The following is a 22,089-nucleotide window of genomic DNA, read 5'->3' on the forward strand; positions in this document are numbered from 1 at the left end:
TTTAAAGGAATGAATAAAAATATGTTTAATTTACACTTGAAAGAATGTGAATTTAGATTCAATAATCGCAAGCAAAATCTTTATAAGATTTTGCTTGAAATGTTCAGAAAAGAGTCGCTTAAGTTGTCATAACCCAAGAACATTATCCGGAAATTGATTTGTCTGAGTCTGATTTTAAGAAAATTATAAGTAGTTTACAGGCTACTATGCAGAGCGAACTTAAAGAAATAAAAGACGATTACGCAGAAATATATACTTCATTAATTGATTTTTACACTAAACACTCTTGGACCTCAAAGAGGCTGGCTGATGAAGTAGTAAGTTTGGCTTCAAAAAACAATATCAAGGAGGTTGTATAATGCTGTCGATAGTGATACCAATTTTCCTTGTTATACTTGCAGGGTATTTATTTGCAAAGAAAAATAAATTTTCTAAAGATGCTGGAAAGCTGATCAATGACTATGTCTTATTTGTTGCGTTACCTGCATTACTGTTTCTATCTATCGCCCAAGCTAAACCAGCAGAGTTATTACATTGGGAGTTTGTAATTGCAACTTTAGCAGGCATATTTGTTGCTTATATATTGGGTATAGTTTTATCGATGTTTAAGTCGATAAGTGCGCCTAAGTCTTCTATAGTTGCAATGGCCGCATGTTATGGTACAACTGGCTATATGGGTGTGCCTATCGCAATTGCCGCTTTTGGAGAGGCAGCGGCAGTTCCCGCTGCAATTGCAACTATCCTGCACAATATACCAGCAATTATGGCTGTTATTATAACTTATGGTGTATTTAGTAATGATGGAAAAAAGAAGTCAGGTTCCTCTATATTGCTGGGCGCTATAAAAACGATTTTATTAAACCCACTAACATTGTCTGTTATTGCAGGCATGTTTTTCTCTTTTTTTGCAATACCACTGCCAGATATTTTAAAAATATTTACTGGATTCTTGGCTGGAGCAGCAGGACCTACTGCTCTATTTGCACTAGGTATCGGCTTGTCAGGTTTAGATACAAAATCTCACATAAACATCAAAAACATTATAGATTTAAGCCCTATTATTGCTATTAAGATATTCATTCAGCCTTTCGTTACTTTTATTGTTGGTTATTATTGGCTTGGAATGGAATCTACAGATATATATTTAATTGTAGCAATTTTGATGTCCGCTCAACCAATTGGTGCGGGAGTTTATGTTTTTGCAAACAAGTTTGAATATTTTCAAGAGCATACTGCTGTTTCCATTATTATTTCTTTATTAATTACTGTATTTAGCTTATCTTTCTTGTTGGAAACAATGACTAAACTTATATAAAGACACCTAATTAGGCGTTATGTGTAAAAAACCAATCAAACAAATATAATGAAATTCGCACTTATCGATGGCATAAAAAAAGAAGCAAATAAAGGTGCTACAGGTTTATGTCAATTTTGTAGTTCAGATTTAATTGCAAAGTGCGGAGATATTAAAATTCATCACTGGGCACACAAAAGTAAGCGAAATTGTGACATATGGCGGGAGAACGAAACTGAGTGGCACCGCCACATGGAAAGATAACTTTCCTACAGAGTGGCACGAGAAGAAAAACAGATAAAAAACAGTTTCAAAGCATGTTGGATGAAAGCAAAAAACTAAGTACAAATATCCCTATTATGAGAGCGCATTTCCCCGATGAGTGCAGACTAATAAAAGAGTGGCATACTAATAAGTCTCTAGTATTTTTCGATTTTAACGAAACAGGCAATAACGAACACTCTATTCTGTGGCTCCTATTTCCAATTACACCATCTGGTAGCGCCTATTTATCACCATTTTCACGCTCAAGCTTTATTGAATTATTCAACCATGATAATTTCGATGAATATTTTAAAAACATAATTGCACCAATTCACACAGAGTTAGTAAACGGTGAGCGTAAACAACAAGCCATAAATTCACATAACAGTACCAATACTATGTCAGGTTTTGATAAATACTTGAGAAACAAGCAAAGAAGACAACGGCGCTTATAACCCAATACAATGTACGCAATACCAAAAGCACATAACAAATCACTGCAGTTGACCAATAATACGCCGCTTCGCTCTGTATTATGGTCAACTGAACTCAAACATTAGGTGTCGCCTTCCATCTTTCTATTTTTACTAATAGAAGATCCTGGATAAAATTTATATGTTTAATAAATTAAGTTTATGTTTTATGGTTATTTTAATGTCTGGATGTGTGACTCCAATTTTTAATATTAAAACATCTACCCCTGCATATATTGAAGTTAATGGTGAAATAGTTTGTAATAAAACTCCTTGTAAAATTACCCCTCCTCACTATGTCAGAGGATTTGGAGAATGTGCTACTGGCTCTAGAATGAAATCCACAATAATGGTGTTTCCTTTGGATAAATCAAAAGGTCTAGTTCAGCATAAAAATGTTTATGCGACTTGTGATAACAATAAAAGTATATATTTTGATATGGATGTAAATGATGAACTTAGAAAAATACAACTTGTTGAATAAGGTAAAATAAAAATTTTACTTCTATACATTACTATGAAAACAATTGTTAAAAAAGATGGTGATGGTTATTTAGCTAAGGTAGAAGGATATCAAAATTTATTTGCATTTGCCTATTCTGAGAAAGAGGCTGTTATAGAATTAAAAAATGTTGTTGAAATGATGATGGATTATCATCTTGAGCAAGTAAATGATGAAAGAATCATCAGGAATGAATTGACTTCTACGGTAGAAAAATATGCCGTTCAAGTATAGAGAATTTGAAAGAAAATTAACAAAACTTGGATATAGAATTGTGCGTCAAAAGGGTTCACATGTTATATTTTCAGATGGTAAAAATACTTTTCCAGTGCCAAGTCACGGCTCAAAAGATATCTCTCCTGGTGTTAAAAGGCAATTATTAAAAATACTAAATTTAACAATAAATGAATTTAGAAATATCAAATAGAACACCTAACAAATCATTCCAGCCGACCGCTAACGCGTCGGCTGAATTCAAGCATTAGGCATAAAAACACATGAAGTTTACACTTAAATCATATCACCGAAATGTTCCCGACGAAGAACTGCTAAATGATGTAATTGCAGTCTCAAAAATGACGGGGAGAAATACGGTTACTATGGCTGAGTATGAACAGCATGGTAAATATCATCCAAGCACTTTACATAGGCGTTTTCATTCATGGTTTAAAGTGTTGGAAAAAACAGGTTTAGAGAAAAGTAGATCAGACATCAATATCCCAGAAAAAGAACTATTTAAAAACATTGAAGACATCTGGGTTCAGTTGGGTAGGCAGCCAAAATATGATGAAGTTAAAAAGCCTTTTTCAAAATACTCGGCTGGAACATATGATAAAAGATTTGGGTCATGGCTAAAAGCGTTGGATAAATTCGTTGAGTATATAAACGAAGAAGATGATGACTCAAATGAAGAAAACACAGAAAATAATCAGCTAAACAACAATCCAGAAAAGCCAACCAGAAGAAAAACCAAAAGGAACATATCAGATAGGCTTCGTTTTACAATTCTAATGAGGGATGGTTTTACATGTCAATCATGTGGTGCAAGCCCTACAAAAGAACGAGGCGTAGAATTACACGTAGACCATATACTGCCTTGGTCAAAAGGTGGTGAAACAGAAGAAAAGAACCTGCAAACAAAATGCAAACAATGCAATTTGGGTAAAGGCAATGCATTTAATAAATAAAAAATGCCTAACAAATAGCTCCAGCGGCAATTTAAAGCGTCACTTGTTTTGCATTCGCAAAAACGTACCACTTTAAATTGCCGCTGAGCAAGGCGTTAGGGTTCTTAAAATCGTGAAATTTATAAAATATTTTGTTATAACGATTGCTGGGTTTTTTGTGATTACTTCAGTTTACTCAAAAACAGCCTCTCCTGAAAGTATTAAAAAAATGCTACAAACGATTAGTTCTAGTGTTGATATAAAGAAGCAGATAATAACCAGAACAATTCCCGCTGCGAAAAAACAATTTCCCAAAAATACTTAACGCAAGAAGAGGTTATTAAAATTAACTTGCTCTATAACTATTCTGTTGGCAAAAAACTAATAAAAATAACGCCTATAATTGATCAAGAAGCGACAATTAAAGGTGAAAAGTGGATAAACGATTTAATGATTAAAACTGTTAAGGAGTATATTGAAAAAAATAAACCCTAACAATTCACTGCACCTGACCGCTGTCGCGGCTGCTGAATTTAATCAATCGATAGCCCACCGGAGGCTAAGTGTCCATTACAAGTAAATCAATCAAATTACTCTGGTCTAATGCTGCTGGTATTTGTTCTTTCACGGGATGTTCTGAAAAACTTACCGTAGGTGAGGCAGCTGATGTAGCACCTTATACACTTGGGGAAATGGCACATATCAAAGGCAATAAAGCGGGTTCAAACCGTTACGATGAGTCACAACCTGCAGTTGAAAGAGATAGTTACGAAAACTTAATTCTCTTATGCCCTACACATCATACAATAATTGATAAAGTAGAAAACGAAGCAGATTATCCAGTTGTATACCTTCATGAAATGAAAGTAGAACATGAGGCTTTTATCTCAAATAGACTTGGTGAAGATAAGTTTGAAAACATAGAAAAGTTAAAAGATCAGCTATTCATTTATATGACTGAAAATCATCAAGCCTGGGAACAATATGGTCCATTGTCAGAAAATGCTCGTAGAAATCCAAATAATGACCAAGTTTTTGCTTTGTGGACTTCCTCTCGGCTTTCCACGATTGTGCCAAATAATAGAGAAATAGCGAAATTATTGCAGGAAAATAGAAATCTGTTCTCAAGACGCGAACAGATAATAGTTAGTAAATTTATAACGCACGTAGAAAGTTATGAAAAATGGGTAAGTGACGAGATACCTTATCAAGCCGTTCTACGCTTCCCTAGAGATTTTAATGAATTAATTATTGGAGAATAAAATGCCTGCACATAACGAGCATTTCCTATGGATGAGTTACTACCAAAACTATAACTTTTTTGTGCAACGTATGAATAAGCATTCTAAAGTCAATTCTATTAACAGTGCTAACCCAAGCCTTTATAATATAGAGTTAACAAATGGAAAAGCGCTAAAGGTATTTATTTGTGAGTGTTATGCTTTTGACGTAGCTGAGTATGTTGAGGCTTGCGAAAACTATGATGAGTTGGATGCTGTAGTTATCAGTTCCAACTGGTGTAGTTACTCTTTAGATGTTAAGCGCCGCTGTATGTCTGAAAACGTTGGTGTATTTGATACTTCAGGATTTATGGCTGCAATTAACCGAAATGAATTTTGGACTTACCTTACACAATACGAACAAGAACGATTTCAGGAAAATGGATGGCTTTAATTTTTGAGACCCAAATATATGGTTTTGGCTCGTATTTTTATAGCTCTGGCTCATATCAGGATATAGATATTCTAGTGGTTCATTCTTCAACTGATCGAACGCCTTGCCTAATGGCTATCTCATTAAAAAAGTCTATCGTGGAACAAATTGAAAAATCAGATGTTTCAATTCTTTCAAAATCGGCGGAACTAGACTTTGATTTTATAAAAAAATCAAAGGGTATTTTACTTTATGAAGAGTCAGATTTAAAAAAGATAACAAACAAAGTTAATTCTCACAGAAAAAAATATCAAGGCGACGCGCTATAAGACGCGCGCGTCTTATATAAAGCGTTAGGTGGACATCTCTCACGCTTTTCTATTTTCTTAGATAGAGGGCCTGGAGAAGTAAATAATGATTAAGTTGTTACTTTTATTAGGATTAGTAGTTACACCAATAATTGCCATTAAGAAAAAGCATACCTACAAGATACCAATTATTATTTTGAATGTAATATCAATTGCAATAGTTGTTCTAACTATAGTGTTAGTTAACAACAGAGAAATTGGACGAGATAGCGAAATTACACTCGGAATAATTGCTGGTTTAATGTGGCTTAGTTCATTTATTTGGTGTTTTATCACGCCAAAAAACAAAGAATAAAAAATATGTTAAAATTAACCCATGATAAATAGAAATGAAAACCAAAGTAGGCATATTGCCAATAGCCTAAGAATTATTGGCATGACTCAATTTGCTGTTTTTGGTTATCCATCTTTAATTAAGGGTAATTTTTACGAGGTGCTATTTTTTATTATTATGTATGCTATTGCTGAAATAGCTGCTTACAAAGTTTTGAAAACTGAAAAGGAATAAATAATGGATACACAAATAATTGTACAGGGTGTCTTTGTATTGGGGTTGATTTTTGTAATTTACAATATTCCATATATTGTTGAAAAAATAGATTCTTTTAAAAATAAAGGGCATTCTCATTCATAAAAACACCTAACAAATCATTCTAGCCGACCGCTAACGCGTCGGCTGAATTCAAGCGTTAGGTTGAATAGAATGAAAGCAATGAAAATGATGATCAATAGATTTTTTTGAATTATTTTTCTCATGCGTTAATAATAACGCATTAACAGCAATTTAAAATTATGCTTTTTCTGGTGCGTGAGTTTCTTCAGGTGGTGTGTAATCTGGATCATTAGGATTCATAAATACAAAACTATATTCCTCTCCCGCTTTCAATTGGTCAAAATCTACAACCATGCCCTCAAGTAAAACTTTTTGTTCATAGGCAAGAATGTACTCTACCCCATTTGACTCTAAATGAATATCACCATCATGACGCTCATCAAACCCCATTAAGTACTGAAAGCCTTCATCCGTTTGATCAGCAGCAAAACGAATGGTTAGACCTTGATTTTCTGGATTATGTGTTGATAAAGAAATTTCTTCTGCGGCTTTTTTAGTAATTGTAATCATGATGTTTTAGACTTAGTTTTAATGAAATCAACAAATTGCGTCACCCACTGATTGCCAGCAAGATTGCGAAGATGCGTATACGAGGCTAGTAAATTATATTTAACAATGCCATCGCGCTTATTATCCACGCCTACGCCACGCAAAACCTTAAAAGCATAACGTGTATTCACACTGATATTTTCTAGTTTAGAATAGTGAAATTCGTGCGCTTTAATATGTTCAGCGACACCCCTCCAAGGATGATCATCAAGTGGTGCAAGCTGTACATAACCCCTGCCAATTGGTTTTGGCGTCATTCGGGTGTCGGCATCAATTACACCGACCATAGAATAACTACCTTGCTTAGTGATAATTTGATTAGTAAGATACATCAAGCCGCCGCACTCAGCATATGTCGGTAAACCCCGCTCGATTTTGGTTTTAATATCCTTTAATAAAGAGACGTTGCCACTCAGCTTATCCAATTGCATTTCTGGAAAGCCACCACCAATAAACAAACCATCACACTTTGGCAATTGTTGATCTTTTAGTGAGTCAAAATAACTAATTTTTACACCCAGTTTTTTAAATTGATCAATGTCATCCTGATAATAAAAGCCAAAGCTAGCGTCTTTGGCTATTGCCACTGTCAACTTAGTATTAACAATGTTAATCACTTCTTTTTTGGCTTTAGACTTAGAATTTTCAAAATTAAGGATTTGATCTAAATTCACTTGATCTTCAATGATATGCGAGGCAGTATTGATAAATGCTTGAGACTGCGGTGTTTCATTCGCTGGCATCAAACCCAGATGGCGTTCATCAATGATCAACTCTTTAGATCGACGAACCGAGCCAATAACTTTGATATCGGTGTAATATTCAATCGCTTGAATGAGTTTCGATTCGTGTCGCTCACCCGCTACTTTATTAAGAATCACGCCAGCAATATTGACATCAGTATCAAAATTTTGATAACCTTTAACCAAAGGCGCTACACCTCGAGTAATGCCAATGGTATCTATCACTAACACTACAGGGATATTAAGTAGCTTGGCTAAATCAGCATTAGCATCGCCACCAGCAACACTCATGCCGTCATACAAGCCTTTATTACCCTCAATAAGGGAAATATCCGCCAAACTGTTTTTTGACCCATATAGCTCAATTATTTCAGTTTCAGTCATATTATAAAAATCAAGGTTATAACATGATTTATCACTAGCCTGAGATAACCAGATTGGATCGATATAATCAGGGCCTTTCTTAAAAGGCTGAATGATGAGATTTCGCTGGCTTATAGCACCACAAATCCCCAGACTAACAACTGTTTTGCCTGAGGATTTGTGTGCTGCAGAAAGATAAACGGACATTAACCCGTGCTACTTTTCGGTTTGCTTATTTCTTATGATGTGGATCAACAACATCATCAGCCAAACTTTCTGGCAAAAATGGCAAGAACTTAACTAAGTAAGTGATTGCAATCACTGCTACTGCAATACCACCCAAACCTAACATTAGCTCTGGCAATGTCGGTGTATAAGCAGCAATACCAACATAACCTTCTAGAATTTCTTTACCTGGAAAAAGCTCCATTGGATAGGCCTGACCACCAATAATAATAATGTAAAGCTGAACAATACCACCTAGAATAATTAACGCAGATGCCAAGCCCAGCATAGTACGATTGCCTTTAGTTGCTGGTGAATATAACAATGCTAATGGCACTAGACCGCCTAAGATAATTTGACCATACCAAAATAGCTTGGTGTAGATGCCGCCGTCAACCAAAATGAAGTTTTCAACACCAGAGTTCTCAGCCAAGTATAGATTACCCAAATGATACACAGTAACAAAATACATGACTGCGGCAACGAACACACCTAGTAAATTACTTAAACGATTAACGATTGCATTGCCTAGAGGGCGAGCTGTCCATTTATAACTAGCCATAAGCACTAGGATAAAGAATGCCAAACCAAAGGCAAACGACATAATCACAAACATTGGCGCCATGATTACTGCATCATAAGCTTGACGCGCCACCAAAAATCCGAAAATTGAACCTGTACCGGTTGTTAAGATTAAGCGCCAAGTAAAGGCTGCAATACCAATTGTACGACTGTATTTATTCATTCTACGTTCAAACATCATCCACAAGTAAACACCGATAATAACGAAAAATCCATTATATAAAATGATGTTCCAAGCAAAAATAGAATTAAAATTGTACTCAGTCATAGCAATAATTAAACGATCTGGGCGACCTAAGTCAAGCACCAATACCATCAAACCACCCGCCAACAATGCCAAAGCAACTAAGCCCGATAAACGAGACAAAGGCTTATAAACTTTCTTATTGAAAACTGATGCAATAGAAGCAATATTTAAAGCACCTGAAGCTGCAACAATTAAAAATAAAGCAAATACGTGAGGCAAGCCCCAAACAATACGATTACTCATGCCAGTGACATGATGTCCGTTATGTTCCATGAAGTAAACAGCACCTAATGCTGCTAAAATAAAAGCGCCTAAACCCGCAATTAACGCATAAAAACCTAAGCTCTTACCTTGTGTTTGTTCGTAACGAATAATACTCATAAACTTCTCTTAAATTCCACTATAACGTACAGCCGTATTCAGATTTAAATCTGCACGGATTTGAGCACTTTGAATTTTCTTCAGTGTTTGATTAATCTTGCTATTTGAATCGTAAAGATCGCCAAAGATAACTGCATCGCTATCAACTGCTTCAACACAAGCTGGCTGCTCGCCTTTGTCAACTTTATGAACACACATTGTGCATGACTCAACAGTACCTTTGCCACGTGGCATATGCTCTCTTTGATCTGTTAATTCTTCATGAACAAATGAACGTGCATCGTATGGACATGCCATCATGCAGTAACGACAGCCAATACACAAATGCTTATCAACCAAAACAATGCCATCTTCACGTTTCATACTTGCATTTGTAGGACAAACATCGACACAGGGTGGCTCTTCACAATGTTGACACATTAATGCAAGATTGCTGATTCGATCCGTTGCGGTATCTTTAACTTTTATTTTTTTAATCCAACCCGACTTTTGATCGCCTGTAGAAAGTATTTCACTACCCCAACCCTGCTCTTCTTGACACGCATCGATCATATCATCAATATCAGTTTCGGTAAGTTTATTGGTATCAATTAACATACCCCAACGTTTTTCATTAGTTACAGGATTTTCGCTTGCTACATTTGCATAGGTTGTTAGCGTAATGCCGCTGGCGATAGTTGCAACACCCGCCGTTGTAGCTGCAGTTGTTTTAATAAATTCACGACGATTTAAATTTTTATCCATCTGGACTGCTGTTTGACGCTTGTTCATTACAAATCCTCTTTTGGCGTACTACGATGACAAGAGAAACAATCTAAACTTGTACCCACCTTTTGGTGACAAGTCGAACAAAACTGCCCTTGTTGATTAATAGGGATATACTCATCATTTTTATCAGTTGAGCTATGGCAATTAACACACGCTTTCAATGAATTTCTCTTAGTACGAACACCTTGACGCAAGGTTTTATCACGCTTATGCATCATAAAATCTGGATGCATAATTCTGATTTCAGTTAGATCAGGATGGATATTTTTACTCTCACCTGCTTCTTTCAACTCTGTTGCTCTATCGCCAAGATTGGCGTGCGAATCTGAATCCGTATGTGCGAACACAGTCGTCGTCATCAAACTAAATAAAACCATTAACCAGCGATTCATAATTACTCTCTTCAAAAAAATTAAATCGTATTACTCACCAAGACCCATCTGGATATAACCAGTAGGACATACGTCAGCACAGATATGACAACCAACACATTTGTTGTAGTCAGTATCAACATAACGACCTAATGTTGCTTTATCTTTCTTAACTTTAAATACCGCATCTTGAGGGCAATACATCACACAGTTATCACACTCAAAACATAAGCCACAAGACATACAACGAGCCGCCTCAGTTTGAACTTCTTCTTCTGTATAGCCAATTAAACGTTCTTCAAAGTTGCCCAATACATTTTCAGTATCAACCACTTTATGGCTACGTGCATTACGCTCTTCGTTATCAAAGTGACCTAAAAATAATTCTGTATGAGAAATGATTGATGCATACGCACGATCTTCATAGTTATGAATTGCGTAATCTGCTGAGTCAGTTGCCTCACCAGCTGCACCACCCTTTTCGTAATCTGAAGGAGATAAGTCCCACTCATCAAGCTTTTTAGCAAGATCGAAGTAATGTACGTCCACTTTATTACGAGCTTTTTGCTTGCCACCTGTCAGGTAGTCATCAATACTTTCTGCAACAATACCCGCTTGGCCAATAGCAGTTGTCAATAAGTGAGGACGAACAACGTCACCACATACGAAGAAGCCTGGCTTATTAGGAACTTGATAGTTTTTGTCAGCATCAATAAAACCGTATTCATTGAAGAATGAATCATCCATGCCTTCTGAATCAACACTTTGACCAATTGCAGATACGATTAATTCACATTCAATGTCAAATTCCGAACCTTCAATCGGTGTATTGCCATCATCTTCTAAACGAACAAAGCGTAGTGCAGTTGCACGGCCATCAGCACCAGTAATCACTTCAACTGGGCTTAATTGACCTTGAATATCAACACCTTCACGAGTTGCATCATCAATTTCTTCTTGCGCTGCAGGCATGTCTTCAACAGTTGAACGCGTTGTTAATAATACATCTGCACCAAGACGCTTAGATGTATCAACAACATCATGCGCTGTGTCATTAAAGATGATGTGCTCTGGACGATCTTTCTCAGCAATATTAGTAATATTACCTAAACGACGAGCAACTGATACAACATCAATAGACGTATCACCACCACCAATACAAATTACTTTGCCAGTAATGTGTTGTAATCGACCCTGGTTGTATGCTTCAAGGAAAGCAACACCAGATACACAGTTAGAGGCCTCGCCACCCGGAATTGGTAACGTACGGCCACTCATTGCGCCGATAGCAAATAAAACTGCATCATAATTTTTTTCTAATTCTTCAACGGTTACGTCAACACCTACTTTAGTGTTCATTTTAGTTTCAACGCCAGTTGAAATAATGCGCTCAATTTCGTGAGCTAATACGTCACGTGGTACACGGTAATCAGGAATACCGTACATCATCATGCCACCTAATTGATCATACTTTTCAAATACGGTAACCGCATGACCTTGACGACGAAGCTGTAAAGCTGCTGCTAAACCACCACAACCACCACCGATAATTGCAACTTTCTTGCCAGTATCTTTAGCGTTAATTTCGAATGTGTAGCCTTCTTTTTTAGCGTTATCACCAATAAACTGCTCAACAGCATTGATGCCAACTGTATCTTCAACTTCATTACGGTTACAACCATCTTCACAAGGCGCAGGACATACACGACCCATCACTGATGGGAACGGATTAGCATCTGTAGAACGACGGAATGCATACTCTTGCCATGACATATCGCCAACAGGCTTTTCCATACCACGCACAATATCTAACCAACCACGAATGTTGTGACCAGAAGGACATGAACCTTGACAAGGAGGAGTTTGAGTAACGTAAGTAGGGCACTTATGAGTAGTATCTTCCTTGAAAATCATCTGGTTCCATGGAACCTGACCTTCATCATCATCCTTATATAATCTAAAAGTATGGTTTTCACCTTTTGTAGGTACTCCGTAAGCATTCTTTTGCATAATAAATCTCCTTGTTTTATTCAGTTTCTGCTGTTTCTTCCGCTTCAATTGCAGGCTCTTCAGCATCAGTTTGTGGCTTGTCCAGAATAATTGCAGCACTCACTAATTGATGAACACTGACAATCATGTATGGATCAAAATCAAATTTCGGCAATACTTTGCTAAATTGCGACTTACAAATAGCACAAATCGCTGCTAAAGTATTAACGCCTTCGTTCTTCTCTACTTCTTTAAGCGCCTGCATTCTTGGCATAGCACCCTTAACACGAATTTCCATAAGATCATCGGTTAGAAGGCCGCCGCCGCCTCCACAACAGAATGTAGACTCTTTAATAGTAGATCTTTCCATGTCAACGTAATTATTACAAACTGCTTTAATCACTTCACGTGGAAGAATAAATTGACCACCTTCGACACCACCCATGTTAGTTGCACGAGCAACGTTACAAGAATCATGGAAAGTAACCGTACGGTCATCGTTTTCTGACTTATCAAATTCTAGCTTACCTCTTTGAATTAAGTCATAGGTATATTCAATAATATGTTGCGGCTGTGGATATCTATCATCCAGCTGCTTTTGCAATTTCATTGCATATTCGTCACTTGATTGAGCACCAGCACCAACACCGCTTAAGGTATTCCAGAAACTGTATGCAACACGCCATGCATGGCCACACTCACCAACCATTACACGAGAGACTTCAAGATCAAGTGCTGCTTTACGAATTCTTAAAGCAGCTTTGCGCATAATGTCGTATGAACCAATAAACATACCAAAGTTTGCACCTTCAGAAGCGTACGAACTCATTGTCCAGCTAACACCATCTTGGTAAAAAACTTTACCATAACCAATTAAGCCATCAATATGAGGCTCAGCGAAAAAATCTGCCGATGGTGTAATTAGTAAGATTTCAGCACCTTTTTGATCTAATGGGTACTTAACTGGCGCACCAAAATCTTCTTCAACTTCTTCTTCAAGATCAAGCAATGTATCTCTAAGTGCAGGCTCTGGAAGACCAAGGTTGTTACCAACAGTAAGTGCCTTACCTAGGATTTGGTTACAATATTTTTGACCAACACCGACAGTGTCTAATATTTCACGAGCGGCCATTGAAATCTCTGCCGTGTCAATACCATACGGGCAAAATACTGAACAACGACGACACTGTGAACACTGATGAAAATAGTTGTACCAATCATCAAGCATATTGTCGTCTAACTCTTTTGCACCAACTAACTTAGGGAAGTATTTTCCAGCAAAAGTAAAATGACGACGATATACGCTGCGGAATAAATCTTGACGTGCAACTGGCATATTTTTAGGATCAGATGAGCCTAAGAAGTAATGACATTTATCTGTACAAGCGCCACATTTAACACATGAATCTAAAAATACTTGAACTGAACGATACTTAGATTTAAGCTCACCCATCTTGGCAATAGCAACTTCTTGCCAATTGTCTATCTTCTCACCCGGAAAACCTAAAGGCTTTTGGAATTCTTCAACAGATTTAAACGGACCATCACCATCCATTACCCCTGGATTTAACTCAGGAATCTCGATGTATGTTGGTAACTTAGGGATATCAAATTCTTTAGCAGCCATCTTATTCGTCCTTGCCTAATGTTTGATCAAGCTTTACAGCATGCTCTTTTTCTTGTTTTAATGCCCAAGGAGAAATATGACGTTTTTTACGTGCATCGTCAACTTGGTTACGCGTCGGACTAAAGAAAACACCGGGTACGTGTAATAATTTTGAAATTGGGAAAATAGCCAATAATACAAACACTAAAAATAAATGCACCAAGAAATGCGTTTCAGTTGGTAAATTAGCCCAATCAAAGGTTACTAGACCAGAAGCAAAAGCCTTGACCATCATTACATCGGTATGATTTTCAGTAAATGTCATGATGACACCACTCACACCAATAATGATTAACATTAACAGCATTAAGTAATCACTCGGTGCTGAAATATAACGAATACGTGGTATAAAGATACGACGTACTAACAAGCCGCCTAAGCCAATCACCATAGCAAATGCTGCATATTTAAATGGCTGCATAAGCAAGAATATTTCAGGCAAATCACCTGGGATGAAATAACGTAAATGACGCACTAAAACTAATAACAAGCCAAAGTGAAATAAGAATCCGAATAACCAGATCCATTTGTTTGAACGAAAAAGACTTTCAAATAAAGTCACTTCACGGATCATTCTAAAAACCACACCTGTTTGTGTTAATGGGGTTGGTGCAGTAGGAATTTTTAACGGCGCAGGCGTAATTGAAAATTGATAGATTTTTCTACCCATTCCGACGATAAAAATAAATAAGGAAATGTAAAATAAAGCGGTAAATATAATGCTTATTGTTGACATATTGTTCTCAAACTTTATGTTTAAAAAATAAAAAACACCTGTATAAAAAATACAGGTGTTCTCATTAATTGTATCTAATTAGATACAACCAGTTGGCTTTGGAAGACCAGCGAAACGACAACCTTGCTTACCAGGACCATACGGGAACAAAGAGTAAAGGTACTTAGAGTTACCTTTGTCTTTACCCATTTTTTTAGCAATTGCCTTTGTAAGTACGCGTACTGCAGGTGCAATTTGGTACTCTTCAAAATAATCACGTAAAAAATCGATAACACCCCAATGCTCTTCCGTTAATTCAACGTCGTCATCTTTTGCCATTTGAATGCAAATTTCTTTATTCCAATCTTTAAGATCTACCAAGAAACCTTCTTCATCTACTTCAGCGCCACAAATTTGTGCCATAGTTATACTCCTATATAAAAATTATAGTTAAACCCAAGAAACCGCAGTTCCATGTTCAACAACTAAATCAACAAAACCTGCGTAATCAACCAATTTGATATTGTCCGCAAGCTTTGAAGAAATTCCTCTCGCTTCAACATCACCCTGAAGTGCAAATACACGGCCTTGAGCCGCAAGATCTGCAATCATTGATGATTTTGAATTATTCGCTGCATTAATCACACCGTCTTCAATAAATAAAATAACGCTGGTATCGTCAATAATATTTATACAAGACTGTAATGAGTTACGCTCGAAAGATGATTTATTTACTGTATGTAACATATTAAACCTCTCTTAGAAACTCAAGCAAACGTCTTGTTCAGACATAATTGCTTTAAGTTCATCATTAGAAACAACTTTGATAGAAGATTTCTCTGCCCAGTCGTCATCTTCATCTTCATACACTAGCGGCATAATGTCAGACTCAGACAAGCCTCTTTCTTCTAAAGATTCTTTAGAAATATAAAGCTTGTTGATATCGTAATCACCCAGTGCGTGAAAAGTTTTAGAAAAGTTTTTCATGCCAATGCCATCAGTATTTTGACCTTCAACGATTTGATAAACACCATCATCGATAAAAGCTAAAGATACATCTTGCTCAAAAGCAGCAGCGATTAACACTACTTCTAATGATTCGATTGCATAAACGGTGCCAAATGAAGATCGGCGATTTAAATACATAAATTTCTTTGTAATAGCCATCTTAATCTCCAAATACCACTAAACGATCACTTTGAATACCTGCTTCGATTAACTGACCTAAGCCAGAAATACGAAATGCAGGATGCAGATTATTACCCTCGATAGAGTTCTTAGTTGCCTCTGACTCGTCAAGCATACCTCGACGAAGTGCAGCAGCCACACAAACTACTAATTCAGGATTGCCGTCAGCATCTTTAATATCTAAAGAAGCCCAGTTGTTGACAACATGGCGATCATCTTGTGGTGGCAAAGTAAAGCTAGATGCATTATTCACACCATCATGGTAGAAAAATACACGCATAATCTCATGTCCATTTTCAATCGCTGCCTTAGCGAATTGAAAAGCCGTATCAGACGCTTGGTGCTGGTACGGACCTTCGTTAACTTGAATAGCAAACTTCATATCTAGTTAACCTTAGAAACGGATATGTGCAGAAGAGTTGAGCTCGTGACGTGCACCTTTCCAATCATTGATATGGAATTTAGTGAACGGTAGGCCTGTCTTCTCAAAGAATGCTGGCCAACCGATACGGTCAACCCACTCGCCAACTCTTTCCCAGTCACGTGCATCATCTTTATATACAGCTAAGATGTTCTTAACAACCGCACCAACTTCCGGCCATCTTGGCGGATTGTTAGGCAGGTTAGAAGCAACTAACTTATGGAATGAAGGCTTAGAGCGTGCATTTGAGTTCTTACCACCGATCCATAAAGCGATCTTAGAGTTTTCAGGATCGTTAATCTGCATTGGAGGACAAGGTGGGAAACATGCACCACAACAGATACATTTTTTCTCATCAACTTCCAAAGTAGGTTTGCCGTTAACCATTGCAGGACGAATCGCAGCAACTGGACAACGAGCAACAACTGTAGGACGCTCACAAACCATAGATACTAGATCGTGGTTAATCTTAGGCGGCTTAGTATGTTGAATGTTAAGTGCGATATCACCCTGACCACCGCAGTTAATTTGACAACATGAAGTTGTCATGTGAACACGGTTAGGCATTTCTTCACGAGTAAACTCTTCGTGCAACTCATCCATTAGTGATTTAACAACACCTGATGCGTCAGTACCCGGGATGTCACAATGTAACCAACCCTGAGTGTGTGAAATCATTGTTACTGATGGACCAGTACCACCCACTGGGAAACCCGCTTCAGTCAATGCTGCAACTAGCGCATCTACTTTAGAGCCATCTGCAACCATAAATTCAACATTCGAGCGCATAGTAAAGCGAACGAAACCATCCGCATACTCATCAGCAATATCTGCTAATTTCTTAATTGTGTAAACATCCATTTGACGAGCTGTACCACAACGAACCGTAAAGATTTCTTCATTGTTCTTAGATGTATGGTGCAGTACGCCAGGTTGAGGACGGTCATGGTATGCCCATTGGCCGTAGTTACGGCGCATAGTTGGGTGCATGTATTGAATAGGATCTGGACAACCAGATTCGATTGGCATTCTTGGTGCTTCAGCCATATTATTTCTCCTGTTTATTAATGTTGGGCAACTTTTATTACCCTAAAAATTTAATGTTTTTTTTAAATACTAAGCGTTAGCTTCAGCTTTATTCTCAAACCATTTAACTGCCTCTTCATCCCAATCGTCCATACGAACGTAAGAAGATGTACGAGTAGAGTTAATCATGTTTGGATCAACATTGATACCAATACCTTCAAGGAAGTTAACAACACCAATACGCTCAATCATTTCACCCGTTCTTTCGTGCTCTAATGCATTCTCAGCAAAGAAATCAACGACTTCACCAGCAAGATCTTCAATTGCTTCTAAATCGTCAGCTGTGTCCATCTTCATGAACGGAACGATTACTGAACCGAATAAGTCACCAATCTTCAATGTACGCTTACCGCCCATAATAATCATTACACCTTTATCGTCGCCAGTAGCTAGGATAGGCTCTACATCGCCTTGTGCAATGTACTTGTGAGTTAATGGAGAAGTAACATTTAAACAATGCATACACTTCACACAGTTTTTGTTATCGATTGTTAACGAAGTATCTTCGTTTAATGTCATACAGCTAGTAGGACAACGAGAAGTGATATTGTCAACTACGTATTGAGTACCTTTGTCAGCAACCATTGCTTTGAATAAGTCTTGGTTGATTTTAATATCATCTCTCCAAGTACCAATCGTTGCAAAATCAGCACGCTGTACTGTATTCATACAGTCGTTAGCACAACCAGAAACTTTAAATTTCATTTTATATGGTAATGCAGGTCTGTGCATGTCATCAAGGAACGCGTTTACTAATGTACGTAAAACCGCTTGCTCATTAACGTTTGACATTTCACAACGTGAAGCACCAACACAAGACATACCTGTACGTACCGCTGGACCAGCACCACCTAAATCAAAACCGTAGTCATTGAATGTGTTAAAAATCTTCTGAGTAGTTTCTTCAGTTGCACCTTGCAACATGATATCACCCGACTGACCGTGGAATGCGATTAAGCCAGAACCACCGTTATCAACAAACATATCACACATATCACGTAATAACGTTGATGTGTAATGCATACCTGCTGGTGGTTGAATGCGTAATGTATGAAACTCACCTGCTGCAGGGAATTTGTAATCGCCGTTGTCGTCTTTTAACTCGTTGAAACGAGGAATAATACCGCCACCGTAACCGATAACACCCACTGTTCCACCTTTCCAGTAACCTTTTTTAGTTACGTAAGATGTTTCAAGTGTACCTAGTACGTCGCGTGCCATGTCAGCACCTTCGTGTGTATCGTTAGCTAGACGTTTAAGTCCAGTAACAAACGAAGGCCATGGGCCTTTTTCCAACTCATCAAGGTTGGGTGTGTTATATAGCTCTCTTGCCATTTTTATCTCTCCGATGTATTTAATAAATCCAAAAAGTTATTTACTTTCTGGATGTGAACGGGACAAATTATACTTAAATGCAAGTAAATATCACTGTTTTATAGTGATATTACTACCTATCCCTTAGGAGGTATAAATGATTTTTTTAGAGTAAAAAGAGTGTGTTAGCTACTAGATTTTTAACTTAAATACTCATTAACACGTTGTGCCACACCACGACCTTCATTAATAGCCCAAACCACTAATGATTGACCACGACGACAATCACCTGCGGTAAAAATTCCGTCTTGTGACGTTTGGTATTGACCATATTCAGCCTGATAATTTCCACGACCATCAAGTTCAATATTGGCATCATTACTTAAGTAATGTTCGGGTGAAACAAAACCCATTGATAACAAGACAAGTTGCGTGTTCCAAGTTTTTTCAGTGCCTGTGATTTCAGATAATTGACCATTGTTAAATTCAACATTAATTGTATTTAATCCAGTTAAATTACCTTGCTCGTCTTTAATAAATGACTTAGTCATTAATTGGTACTGCCTTGGATCTTCACCAAACACAGATTGTGCTTCAGCGTGTCCATAGTCCACACGATAAATCAACGGCCAAAGTGGCCATGGATTATTATCAGCGCGTTCAACTGGTGGTTGACTCATTAACTCAAAGTTAGTGACTGATTTAGCACCTTGACGAATCGCTGTACCAATACAATCTGTGCCTGTATCGCCACCACCAATAACAATCACATCTTTATCTTTGGCGGTTAATTCGGACATATCGCCACGACCTGTATCTAACAAACTCTTAGTGCTCATGGTTAAATATTTCATTGCCAAATGCACACCATTTGCATCACGATTTTCAACGGGTAAATCTCTAGCTTCACTCGCACCTGTAGTAAAGATAATTGCATCAAAATCTTTTTGTAAGGCTTCAGTTGTAATATCTTTACCAACATTAACATTGGCAATAAATTCAATTCCACTGTCTTTCATTAAATCAACACGACGATCAACCACATCTTTGCCGAGTTTCATATTTGGGATGCCATACATTAGCAAACCACCAATACGATCATCGCGCTCAAATACGGTAACGCCATGACCTAATTTGTTAAGCTCATCTGCCGCTGCCAATCCTGCAGGACCCGAGCCAATAACAGCAATCTTCTTACCCGTTCTGTATTCAACGGTGGCTGGTTTAATCCAGCCTTGCTCAAAACCCTTATCAATAATGGCTTGTTCAATATTTTTAATGGTTACCGCTGGGTTGTTCACGCCCAAAACACACGAGCCTTCGCAAGGTGCAGGGCACACTCGGCCGGTAAATTCAGGGAAATTATTGGTCTTAAGAAGTCGTGTTAATGCTTCTTGCCATTTGTCGTTATAAACCAAATCATTCCATTCAGGAATTAAGTTGTTAACTGGGCAGCCATCGTCTGATTGGCAAAATGGCACGCCACAATCCATGCATCGTGCACCTTGTTCTTGTAATTGCGCCTCATCATGAGAACCAGTAAAAATTTCACCATAGTCTTTAAGTCGTAATTCAACAGGGCGATACGCCTCTGTCTTTCGATCAAACTCTTTAAATCCAGTTACCTTTCCCATCTCTCAAACGTTTTAAAACTAAAGCGCATCATTATACACCCTATCCAAACCCTAAATAAAGCGCCATATCCACTATTAAGTTGCGACTTCAAAAAGAGTCAATAGTTTGCTTGTTTGCTGGTTTGTTTAACGGTATAATTGCCCTTTTTTAAGAGTCAAATATTTAAGGATAAGTTCAAATGAATTTAATTGATCAAATTGAAAGCGAACAACTAAGAAGCGATATTCCAGATTTTTCTGCTGGCGATACTATTATTGTACAAGTAAAAGTACGTGAAGGCGATCGTGAAAGATTACAAGCATTCGAAGGTGTTGTTATCGCTAAGAAGAACCGTGGTATCGGCTCAGCATTCACAGTAAGAAAAATTTCTCATGGTGAAGGCGTTGAAAGAGTTTTTCAAACACATTCTAAAATGATTGATTCTGTTGAAGTGAAGCGTCGTGGTAAGGTTCGTCAAGCGAAGTTATACTACTTACGCGAGCTTACTGGTAAGAAAGCAAGAATTAAAGAGAAATTGGCTAAGAGATAATCTAAGCTTAATTCTTTATAAATACCGACTGTTAGTCGGTATTTTTTTGTCTAAAATTTAACCATGGAAAATAATACAACACTTATTGAACAATTCTTAGATCATTACTGGCTTTCTTCTGGTGCTAGTAAAAATACTCTGGACGCCTATCGTTCTGATTTAAATTTATTTTCAAAATGGATCAACACCCCTTTAACAAGAATTGACGATCAATTGATTAATCAATATTTTTCATACAGACAAGAAAATAAATTTAGTAGTGCCACTCAAGCACGAACACTCGCCTGCTTTCGTATTTTCTTTCAATACCTGTTAACCCAAGGTAGCATTAGTATCAATCCAACGGGGAAATTACACCATCCCAAACAACAACGAAAATTACCGGTTTTTTTAGATGTTAACGAAGTAGAAAATCTACTCGATGCACCCGACAGTAAAACTCTATTTGGCATGAGAGATCGAGCCATGCTTGAACTTTTATATTCGTGTGGCTTACGAGTTAGCGAGCTAATCAATTTACAACTAACGCACCTTAACACCAATGAAGAATATATTCGAATCATTGGCAAGGGTGGTAAAGAAAGATTACTACCGCTAGGAGAAATGGCGATCGAATATTTAGAGATTTATGAAAAAAACGCACGTCCTTTTCTACTTAAACAAGGTCAAATAAACGGTTACTTTTTAAGCAATCGTGGCTCGCCAATGAGCAGGCAGAATTTCTTTTATATTATTAAAGCTTACGCACTTAAGGCTGGCATAAACAAGCCGCTATCACCACACTCATTACGCCACGCCTTTGCCACACATCTTGTTCAACGTGGCGCGGACTTGCGCAGTGTTCAGCTGATGCTTGGGCATAGTGATATTTCCACCACGCAGATTTATACGCACATTCAAAATACACAGCTCAAGTCTCAGCATGCAAAACACCACCCGCGTGGCTAGTTTTAGCCTCATCTTTTTTACCAGCTACTGTGTTGT

General features: G+C 37.5%; 31 protein-coding genes and 1 pseudogene. 17 read left to right on the plus strand and 15 right to left on the minus strand.

Translation table 11 applies throughout. The features are described 5' to 3' along the window. From BTHERMOSOX_RS03395 to BTHERMOSOX_RS11920, 15 genes and pseudogenes are all read left to right on the plus strand, one after another. Nucleotides 1-132 (plus strand): annotated as a pseudogene (locus BTHERMOSOX_RS03395) (IS1595 family transposase); the annotation flags it as partial. A gap of 26 nt (nt 133-158) precedes the next feature. Next, nucleotides 159-359 carry a hypothetical protein gene (locus tag BTHERMOSOX_RS03400; protein WP_138119435.1) on the plus strand — a complete coding sequence of 67 codons (201 nt, stop codon included), beginning with the start codon at nt 159-161 and terminating at the stop codon, nt 357-359. Next, the gene (locus tag BTHERMOSOX_RS03405; RefSeq protein ID WP_138119437.1) at nt 359-1,315 is read left to right on the plus strand and encodes an AEC family transporter; all 957 of its coding nucleotides are present in this window, start codon (nt 359-361) and stop codon (nt 1,313-1,315) included. Before BTHERMOSOX_RS03400 ends, BTHERMOSOX_RS03405 begins: the two co-directional genes overlap by 1 nt. A gap of 48 nt (nt 1,316-1,363) precedes the next feature. Next, nucleotides 1,364-1,558, plus strand: a complete 195-nt coding sequence (locus tag BTHERMOSOX_RS03410; RefSeq protein WP_249360592.1) for a competence protein CoiA family protein — start codon at nt 1,364-1,366, stop codon at nt 1,556-1,558. Further along, nucleotides 1,534-2,013, plus strand: coding sequence for a hypothetical protein (locus tag BTHERMOSOX_RS03415; protein ID WP_249360593.1), 480 nt, complete (start codon nt 1,534-1,536; stop codon nt 2,011-2,013). The genes BTHERMOSOX_RS03410 and BTHERMOSOX_RS03415 overlap by 25 nt, the downstream gene beginning before the upstream one ends. 160 nt (nt 2,014-2,173) lie before the next feature. Further along, nucleotides 2,174-2,515 (plus strand): hypothetical protein, encoded by a 342-nt coding sequence (locus BTHERMOSOX_RS03420; RefSeq protein WP_138119441.1) that lies wholly within the window; start codon nt 2,174-2,176, stop codon nt 2,513-2,515. A 33-nt stretch (nt 2,516-2,548) separates the two neighbouring features. Beyond that, the gene (locus BTHERMOSOX_RS03425) at nt 2,549-2,767 is read left to right on the plus strand and encodes a hypothetical protein (RefSeq protein ID WP_138119443.1); all 219 of its coding nucleotides are present in this window, start codon (nt 2,549-2,551) and stop codon (nt 2,765-2,767) included. Then, nucleotides 2,751-2,960: a type II toxin-antitoxin system HicA family toxin gene (locus BTHERMOSOX_RS12045; protein ID WP_138119445.1), complete on the plus strand. Its 210-nt coding sequence runs from the start codon at nt 2,751-2,753 to the stop codon at nt 2,958-2,960. Before BTHERMOSOX_RS03425 ends, BTHERMOSOX_RS12045 begins: the two co-directional genes overlap by 17 nt. A gap of 70 nt (nt 2,961-3,030) precedes the next feature. Continuing rightward, the gene (locus BTHERMOSOX_RS03435) at nt 3,031-3,720 is read left to right on the plus strand and encodes a homing endonuclease associated repeat-containing protein (protein ID WP_138119447.1); all 690 of its coding nucleotides are present in this window, start codon (nt 3,031-3,033) and stop codon (nt 3,718-3,720) included. Nucleotides 3,721-4,262: 542 nt separating this feature from the next. Further along, entirely contained in the window at nt 4,263-4,961 is a 699-nt protein-coding gene (locus tag BTHERMOSOX_RS03445; RefSeq protein ID WP_138119449.1) for an HNH endonuclease, read from the plus strand. A gap of 1 nt (nt 4,962) precedes the next feature. Continuing rightward, on the plus strand, nt 4,963-5,373 hold the full coding sequence (locus BTHERMOSOX_RS03450) for a hypothetical protein (RefSeq protein ID WP_138119451.1): 411 nt from the start codon (nt 4,963-4,965) through the stop codon (nt 5,371-5,373). Then, nucleotides 5,364-5,681, plus strand: a complete 318-nt coding sequence (locus tag BTHERMOSOX_RS03455; protein ID WP_212744625.1) for a hypothetical protein — start codon at nt 5,364-5,366, stop codon at nt 5,679-5,681. The genes BTHERMOSOX_RS03450 and BTHERMOSOX_RS03455 overlap by 10 nt, the downstream gene beginning before the upstream one ends. Nucleotides 5,682-5,766: 85 nt before the next feature. Further along, a complete protein-coding gene (locus BTHERMOSOX_RS03460) occupies nt 5,767-6,015 on the plus strand; it encodes a hypothetical protein (RefSeq protein WP_138119453.1) in 249 nt (82 codons plus the stop codon). A 21-nt stretch (nt 6,016-6,036) separates the two neighbouring features. Next, nucleotides 6,037-6,228 carry a hypothetical protein gene (locus BTHERMOSOX_RS03465; RefSeq protein WP_138119455.1) on the plus strand — a complete coding sequence of 64 codons (192 nt, stop codon included), beginning with the start codon at nt 6,037-6,039 and terminating at the stop codon, nt 6,226-6,228. Between the two features lie 3 nt (nt 6,229-6,231). Next, the gene (locus BTHERMOSOX_RS11920) at nt 6,232-6,354 is read left to right on the plus strand and encodes a hypothetical protein (RefSeq protein ID WP_283204838.1); all 123 of its coding nucleotides are present in this window, start codon (nt 6,232-6,234) and stop codon (nt 6,352-6,354) included. 156 nt (nt 6,355-6,510) lie between these two features. On the opposite strand, the gene BTHERMOSOX_RS03470 is transcribed toward BTHERMOSOX_RS11920, so the two are convergent. The 15 genes from BTHERMOSOX_RS03470 to BTHERMOSOX_RS03540 form a co-directional block, all read right to left on the minus strand. Next, nucleotides 6,511-6,843, minus strand: a complete 333-nt coding sequence (locus BTHERMOSOX_RS03470; RefSeq protein ID WP_138119457.1) for a HesB/IscA family protein — start codon at nt 6,841-6,843, stop codon at nt 6,511-6,513. Beyond that, nucleotides 6,840-8,195 carry a cobyrinic acid a,c-diamide synthase CobB gene (locus BTHERMOSOX_RS03475; protein ID WP_138119459.1) on the minus strand — a complete coding sequence of 452 codons (1,356 nt, stop codon included), beginning with the start codon at nt 8,193-8,195 and terminating at the stop codon, nt 6,840-6,842. The genes BTHERMOSOX_RS03470 and BTHERMOSOX_RS03475 overlap by 4 nt, the downstream gene beginning before the upstream one ends. A gap of 25 nt (nt 8,196-8,220) precedes the next feature. After that, on the minus strand, nt 8,221-9,423 hold the full coding sequence (gene nrfD / locus BTHERMOSOX_RS03480) for an NrfD/PsrC family molybdoenzyme membrane anchor subunit (RefSeq protein WP_138119461.1): 1,203 nt from the start codon (nt 9,421-9,423) through the stop codon (nt 8,221-8,223). 9 nt (nt 9,424-9,432) lie between these two features. Continuing rightward, nucleotides 9,433-10,167, minus strand: coding sequence for a sulfate reduction electron transfer complex DsrMKJOP subunit DsrO (gene dsrO / locus BTHERMOSOX_RS03485; RefSeq protein WP_138119500.1), 735 nt, complete (start codon nt 10,165-10,167; stop codon nt 9,433-9,435). 26 nt (nt 10,168-10,193) lie between these two features. Beyond that, nucleotides 10,194-10,583 carry a sulfur reduction protein DsrJ gene (locus tag BTHERMOSOX_RS03490; protein ID WP_138119463.1) on the minus strand — a complete coding sequence of 130 codons (390 nt, stop codon included), beginning with the start codon at nt 10,581-10,583 and terminating at the stop codon, nt 10,194-10,196. Nucleotides 10,584-10,613: 30 nt separating this feature from the next. Then, nucleotides 10,614-12,572: an NAD(P)-binding protein gene (locus BTHERMOSOX_RS03495; RefSeq protein WP_138119465.1), complete on the minus strand. Its 1,959-nt coding sequence runs from the start codon at nt 12,570-12,572 to the stop codon at nt 10,614-10,616. Between the two features lie 16 nt (nt 12,573-12,588). Next, nucleotides 12,589-14,178 carry a sulfate reduction electron transfer complex DsrMKJOP subunit DsrK gene (gene dsrK, locus BTHERMOSOX_RS03500; protein ID WP_138119467.1) on the minus strand — a complete coding sequence of 530 codons (1,590 nt, stop codon included), beginning with the start codon at nt 14,176-14,178 and terminating at the stop codon, nt 12,589-12,591. Between the two features lies 1 nt (nt 14,179). Beyond that, nucleotides 14,180-14,953 (minus strand): respiratory nitrate reductase subunit gamma, encoded by a 774-nt coding sequence (locus tag BTHERMOSOX_RS03505; protein WP_138119469.1) that lies wholly within the window; start codon nt 14,951-14,953, stop codon nt 14,180-14,182. 78 nt (nt 14,954-15,031) lie between these two features. After that, entirely contained in the window at nt 15,032-15,355 is a 324-nt protein-coding gene (locus tag BTHERMOSOX_RS03510) for a TusE/DsrC/DsvC family sulfur relay protein (RefSeq protein WP_138119471.1), read from the minus strand. A gap of 27 nt (nt 15,356-15,382) precedes the next feature. After that, nucleotides 15,383-15,679 carry a sulfurtransferase complex subunit TusB gene (gene tusB / locus BTHERMOSOX_RS03515; RefSeq protein ID WP_138119473.1) on the minus strand — a complete coding sequence of 99 codons (297 nt, stop codon included), beginning with the start codon at nt 15,677-15,679 and terminating at the stop codon, nt 15,383-15,385. Nucleotides 15,680-15,691: 12 nt separating this feature from the next. After that, nucleotides 15,692-16,099 (minus strand): sulfurtransferase complex subunit TusC, encoded by a 408-nt coding sequence (gene tusC, locus BTHERMOSOX_RS03520; RefSeq protein ID WP_138119475.1) that lies wholly within the window; start codon nt 16,097-16,099, stop codon nt 15,692-15,694. Nucleotide 16,100: 1 nt separating this feature from the next. After that, nucleotides 16,101-16,502 carry a sulfurtransferase complex subunit TusD gene (gene tusD / locus BTHERMOSOX_RS03525; protein ID WP_138119477.1) on the minus strand — a complete coding sequence of 134 codons (402 nt, stop codon included), beginning with the start codon at nt 16,500-16,502 and terminating at the stop codon, nt 16,101-16,103. Nucleotides 16,503-16,514: 12 nt separating this feature from the next. Continuing rightward, complete coding sequence (gene dsrB, locus BTHERMOSOX_RS03530; RefSeq protein ID WP_138119479.1) at nt 16,515-17,588, minus strand: dissimilatory-type sulfite reductase subunit beta; 1,074 nt, start codon at nt 17,586-17,588, stop codon at nt 16,515-16,517. Nucleotides 17,589-17,657: 69 nt separating this feature from the next. Continuing rightward, nucleotides 17,658-18,962 (minus strand): dissimilatory-type sulfite reductase subunit alpha, encoded by a 1,305-nt coding sequence (dsrA, locus tag BTHERMOSOX_RS03535; RefSeq protein WP_138119481.1) that lies wholly within the window; start codon nt 18,960-18,962, stop codon nt 17,658-17,660. A gap of 179 nt (nt 18,963-19,141) precedes the next feature. Beyond that, nucleotides 19,142-20,575: a glutamate synthase subunit beta gene (locus BTHERMOSOX_RS03540; RefSeq protein WP_138119483.1), complete on the minus strand. Its 1,434-nt coding sequence runs from the start codon at nt 20,573-20,575 to the stop codon at nt 19,142-19,144. A 179-nt stretch (nt 20,576-20,754) separates the two neighbouring features. Here BTHERMOSOX_RS03540 and rplS point away from each other — a divergent pair, with 179 nt between their 5' ends. Beyond that, nucleotides 20,755-21,105: a 50S ribosomal protein L19 gene (gene rplS / locus BTHERMOSOX_RS03545; protein ID WP_138119485.1), complete on the plus strand. Its 351-nt coding sequence runs from the start codon at nt 20,755-20,757 to the stop codon at nt 21,103-21,105. Between the two features lie 63 nt (nt 21,106-21,168). Beyond that, a complete protein-coding gene (xerD, locus tag BTHERMOSOX_RS03550; protein ID WP_138119487.1) occupies nt 21,169-22,053 on the plus strand; it encodes a site-specific tyrosine recombinase XerD in 885 nt (294 codons plus the stop codon). Nucleotides 22,054-22,089 lie beyond the last annotated feature (36 nt).

The sequence above is a fragment of the Bathymodiolus heckerae thiotrophic gill symbiont genome (assembly GCF_900128515.1).
In the GTDB taxonomy this organism is placed as follows: Bacteria; Pseudomonadota; Gammaproteobacteria; order PS1; family Pseudothioglobaceae; genus Thioglobus_A.

Coding starts and splice junctions, on each gene's coding strand:
- BTHERMOSOX_RS03405 (WP_138119437.1), top strand. CDS start 359: ATGCTGTCGATAGTGATACCAATTTTCCTTGTTATACTTGCAGGGTAT.
- BTHERMOSOX_RS03410 (WP_249360592.1), top strand. CDS start 1,364: ATGAAATTCGCACTTATCGATGGCATAAAAAAAGAAGCAAATAAAGGT.
- BTHERMOSOX_RS03420 (WP_138119441.1), top strand. CDS start 2,174: ATGTTTAATAAATTAAGTTTATGTTTTATGGTTATTTTAATGTCTGGA.
- BTHERMOSOX_RS03425 (WP_138119443.1), top strand. CDS start 2,549: ATGAAAACAATTGTTAAAAAAGATGGTGATGGTTATTTAGCTAAGGTA.
- BTHERMOSOX_RS12045 (WP_138119445.1), top strand. CDS start 2,751: ATGCCGTTCAAGTATAGAGAATTTGAAAGAAAATTAACAAAACTTGGA.
- BTHERMOSOX_RS03435 (WP_138119447.1), top strand. CDS start 3,031: ATGAAGTTTACACTTAAATCATATCACCGAAATGTTCCCGACGAAGAA.
- BTHERMOSOX_RS03450 (WP_138119451.1), top strand. CDS start 4,963: ATGCCTGCACATAACGAGCATTTCCTATGGATGAGTTACTACCAAAAC.
- BTHERMOSOX_RS03455 (WP_212744625.1), top strand. CDS start 5,364: ATGGCTTTAATTTTTGAGACCCAAATATATGGTTTTGGCTCGTATTTT.
- BTHERMOSOX_RS03460 (WP_138119453.1), top strand. CDS start 5,767: ATGATTAAGTTGTTACTTTTATTAGGATTAGTAGTTACACCAATAATT.
- BTHERMOSOX_RS03465 (WP_138119455.1), top strand. CDS start 6,037: ATGATAAATAGAAATGAAAACCAAAGTAGGCATATTGCCAATAGCCTA.
- BTHERMOSOX_RS11920 (WP_283204838.1), top strand. CDS start 6,232: ATGGATACACAAATAATTGTACAGGGTGTCTTTGTATTGGGGTTGATT.
- BTHERMOSOX_RS03470 (WP_138119457.1), bottom strand. CDS start 6,843: ATGATTACAATTACTAAAAAAGCCGCAGAAGAAATTTCTTTATCAACA.
- BTHERMOSOX_RS03475 (WP_138119459.1), bottom strand. CDS start 8,195: ATGTCCGTTTATCTTTCTGCAGCACACAAATCCTCAGGCAAAACAGTT.
- nrfD (WP_138119461.1), bottom strand. CDS start 9,423: ATGAGTATTATTCGTTACGAACAAACACAAGGTAAGAGCTTAGGTTTT.
- dsrO (WP_138119500.1), bottom strand. CDS start 10,167: ATGGATAAAAATTTAAATCGTCGTGAATTTATTAAAACAACTGCAGCT.
- BTHERMOSOX_RS03490 (WP_138119463.1), bottom strand. CDS start 10,583: ATGAATCGCTGGTTAATGGTTTTATTTAGTTTGATGACGACGACTGTG.
- BTHERMOSOX_RS03495 (WP_138119465.1), bottom strand. CDS start 12,572: ATGCAAAAGAATGCTTACGGAGTACCTACAAAAGGTGAAAACCATACT.
- dsrK (WP_138119467.1), bottom strand. CDS start 14,178: ATGGCTGCTAAAGAATTTGATATCCCTAAGTTACCAACATACATCGAG.
- BTHERMOSOX_RS03505 (WP_138119469.1), bottom strand. CDS start 14,953: ATGTCAACAATAAGCATTATATTTACCGCTTTATTTTACATTTCCTTA.
- BTHERMOSOX_RS03510 (WP_138119471.1), bottom strand. CDS start 15,355: ATGGCACAAATTTGTGGCGCTGAAGTAGATGAAGAAGGTTTCTTGGTA.
- tusB (WP_138119473.1), bottom strand. CDS start 15,679: ATGTTACATACAGTAAATAAATCATCTTTCGAGCGTAACTCATTACAG.
- tusC (WP_138119475.1), bottom strand. CDS start 16,099: ATGGCTATTACAAAGAAATTTATGTATTTAAATCGCCGATCTTCATTT.
- tusD (WP_138119477.1), bottom strand. CDS start 16,502: ATGAAGTTTGCTATTCAAGTTAACGAAGGTCCGTACCAGCACCAAGCG.
- dsrB (WP_138119479.1), bottom strand. CDS start 17,588: ATGGCTGAAGCACCAAGAATGCCAATCGAATCTGGTTGTCCAGATCCT.
- dsrA (WP_138119481.1), bottom strand. CDS start 18,962: ATGGCAAGAGAGCTATATAACACACCCAACCTTGATGAGTTGGAAAAA.
- BTHERMOSOX_RS03540 (WP_138119483.1), bottom strand. CDS start 20,575: ATGGGAAAGGTAACTGGATTTAAAGAGTTTGATCGAAAGACAGAGGCG.
- rplS (WP_138119485.1), top strand. CDS start 20,755: ATGAATTTAATTGATCAAATTGAAAGCGAACAACTAAGAAGCGATATT.
- xerD (WP_138119487.1), top strand. CDS start 21,169: ATGGAAAATAATACAACACTTATTGAACAATTCTTAGATCATTACTGG.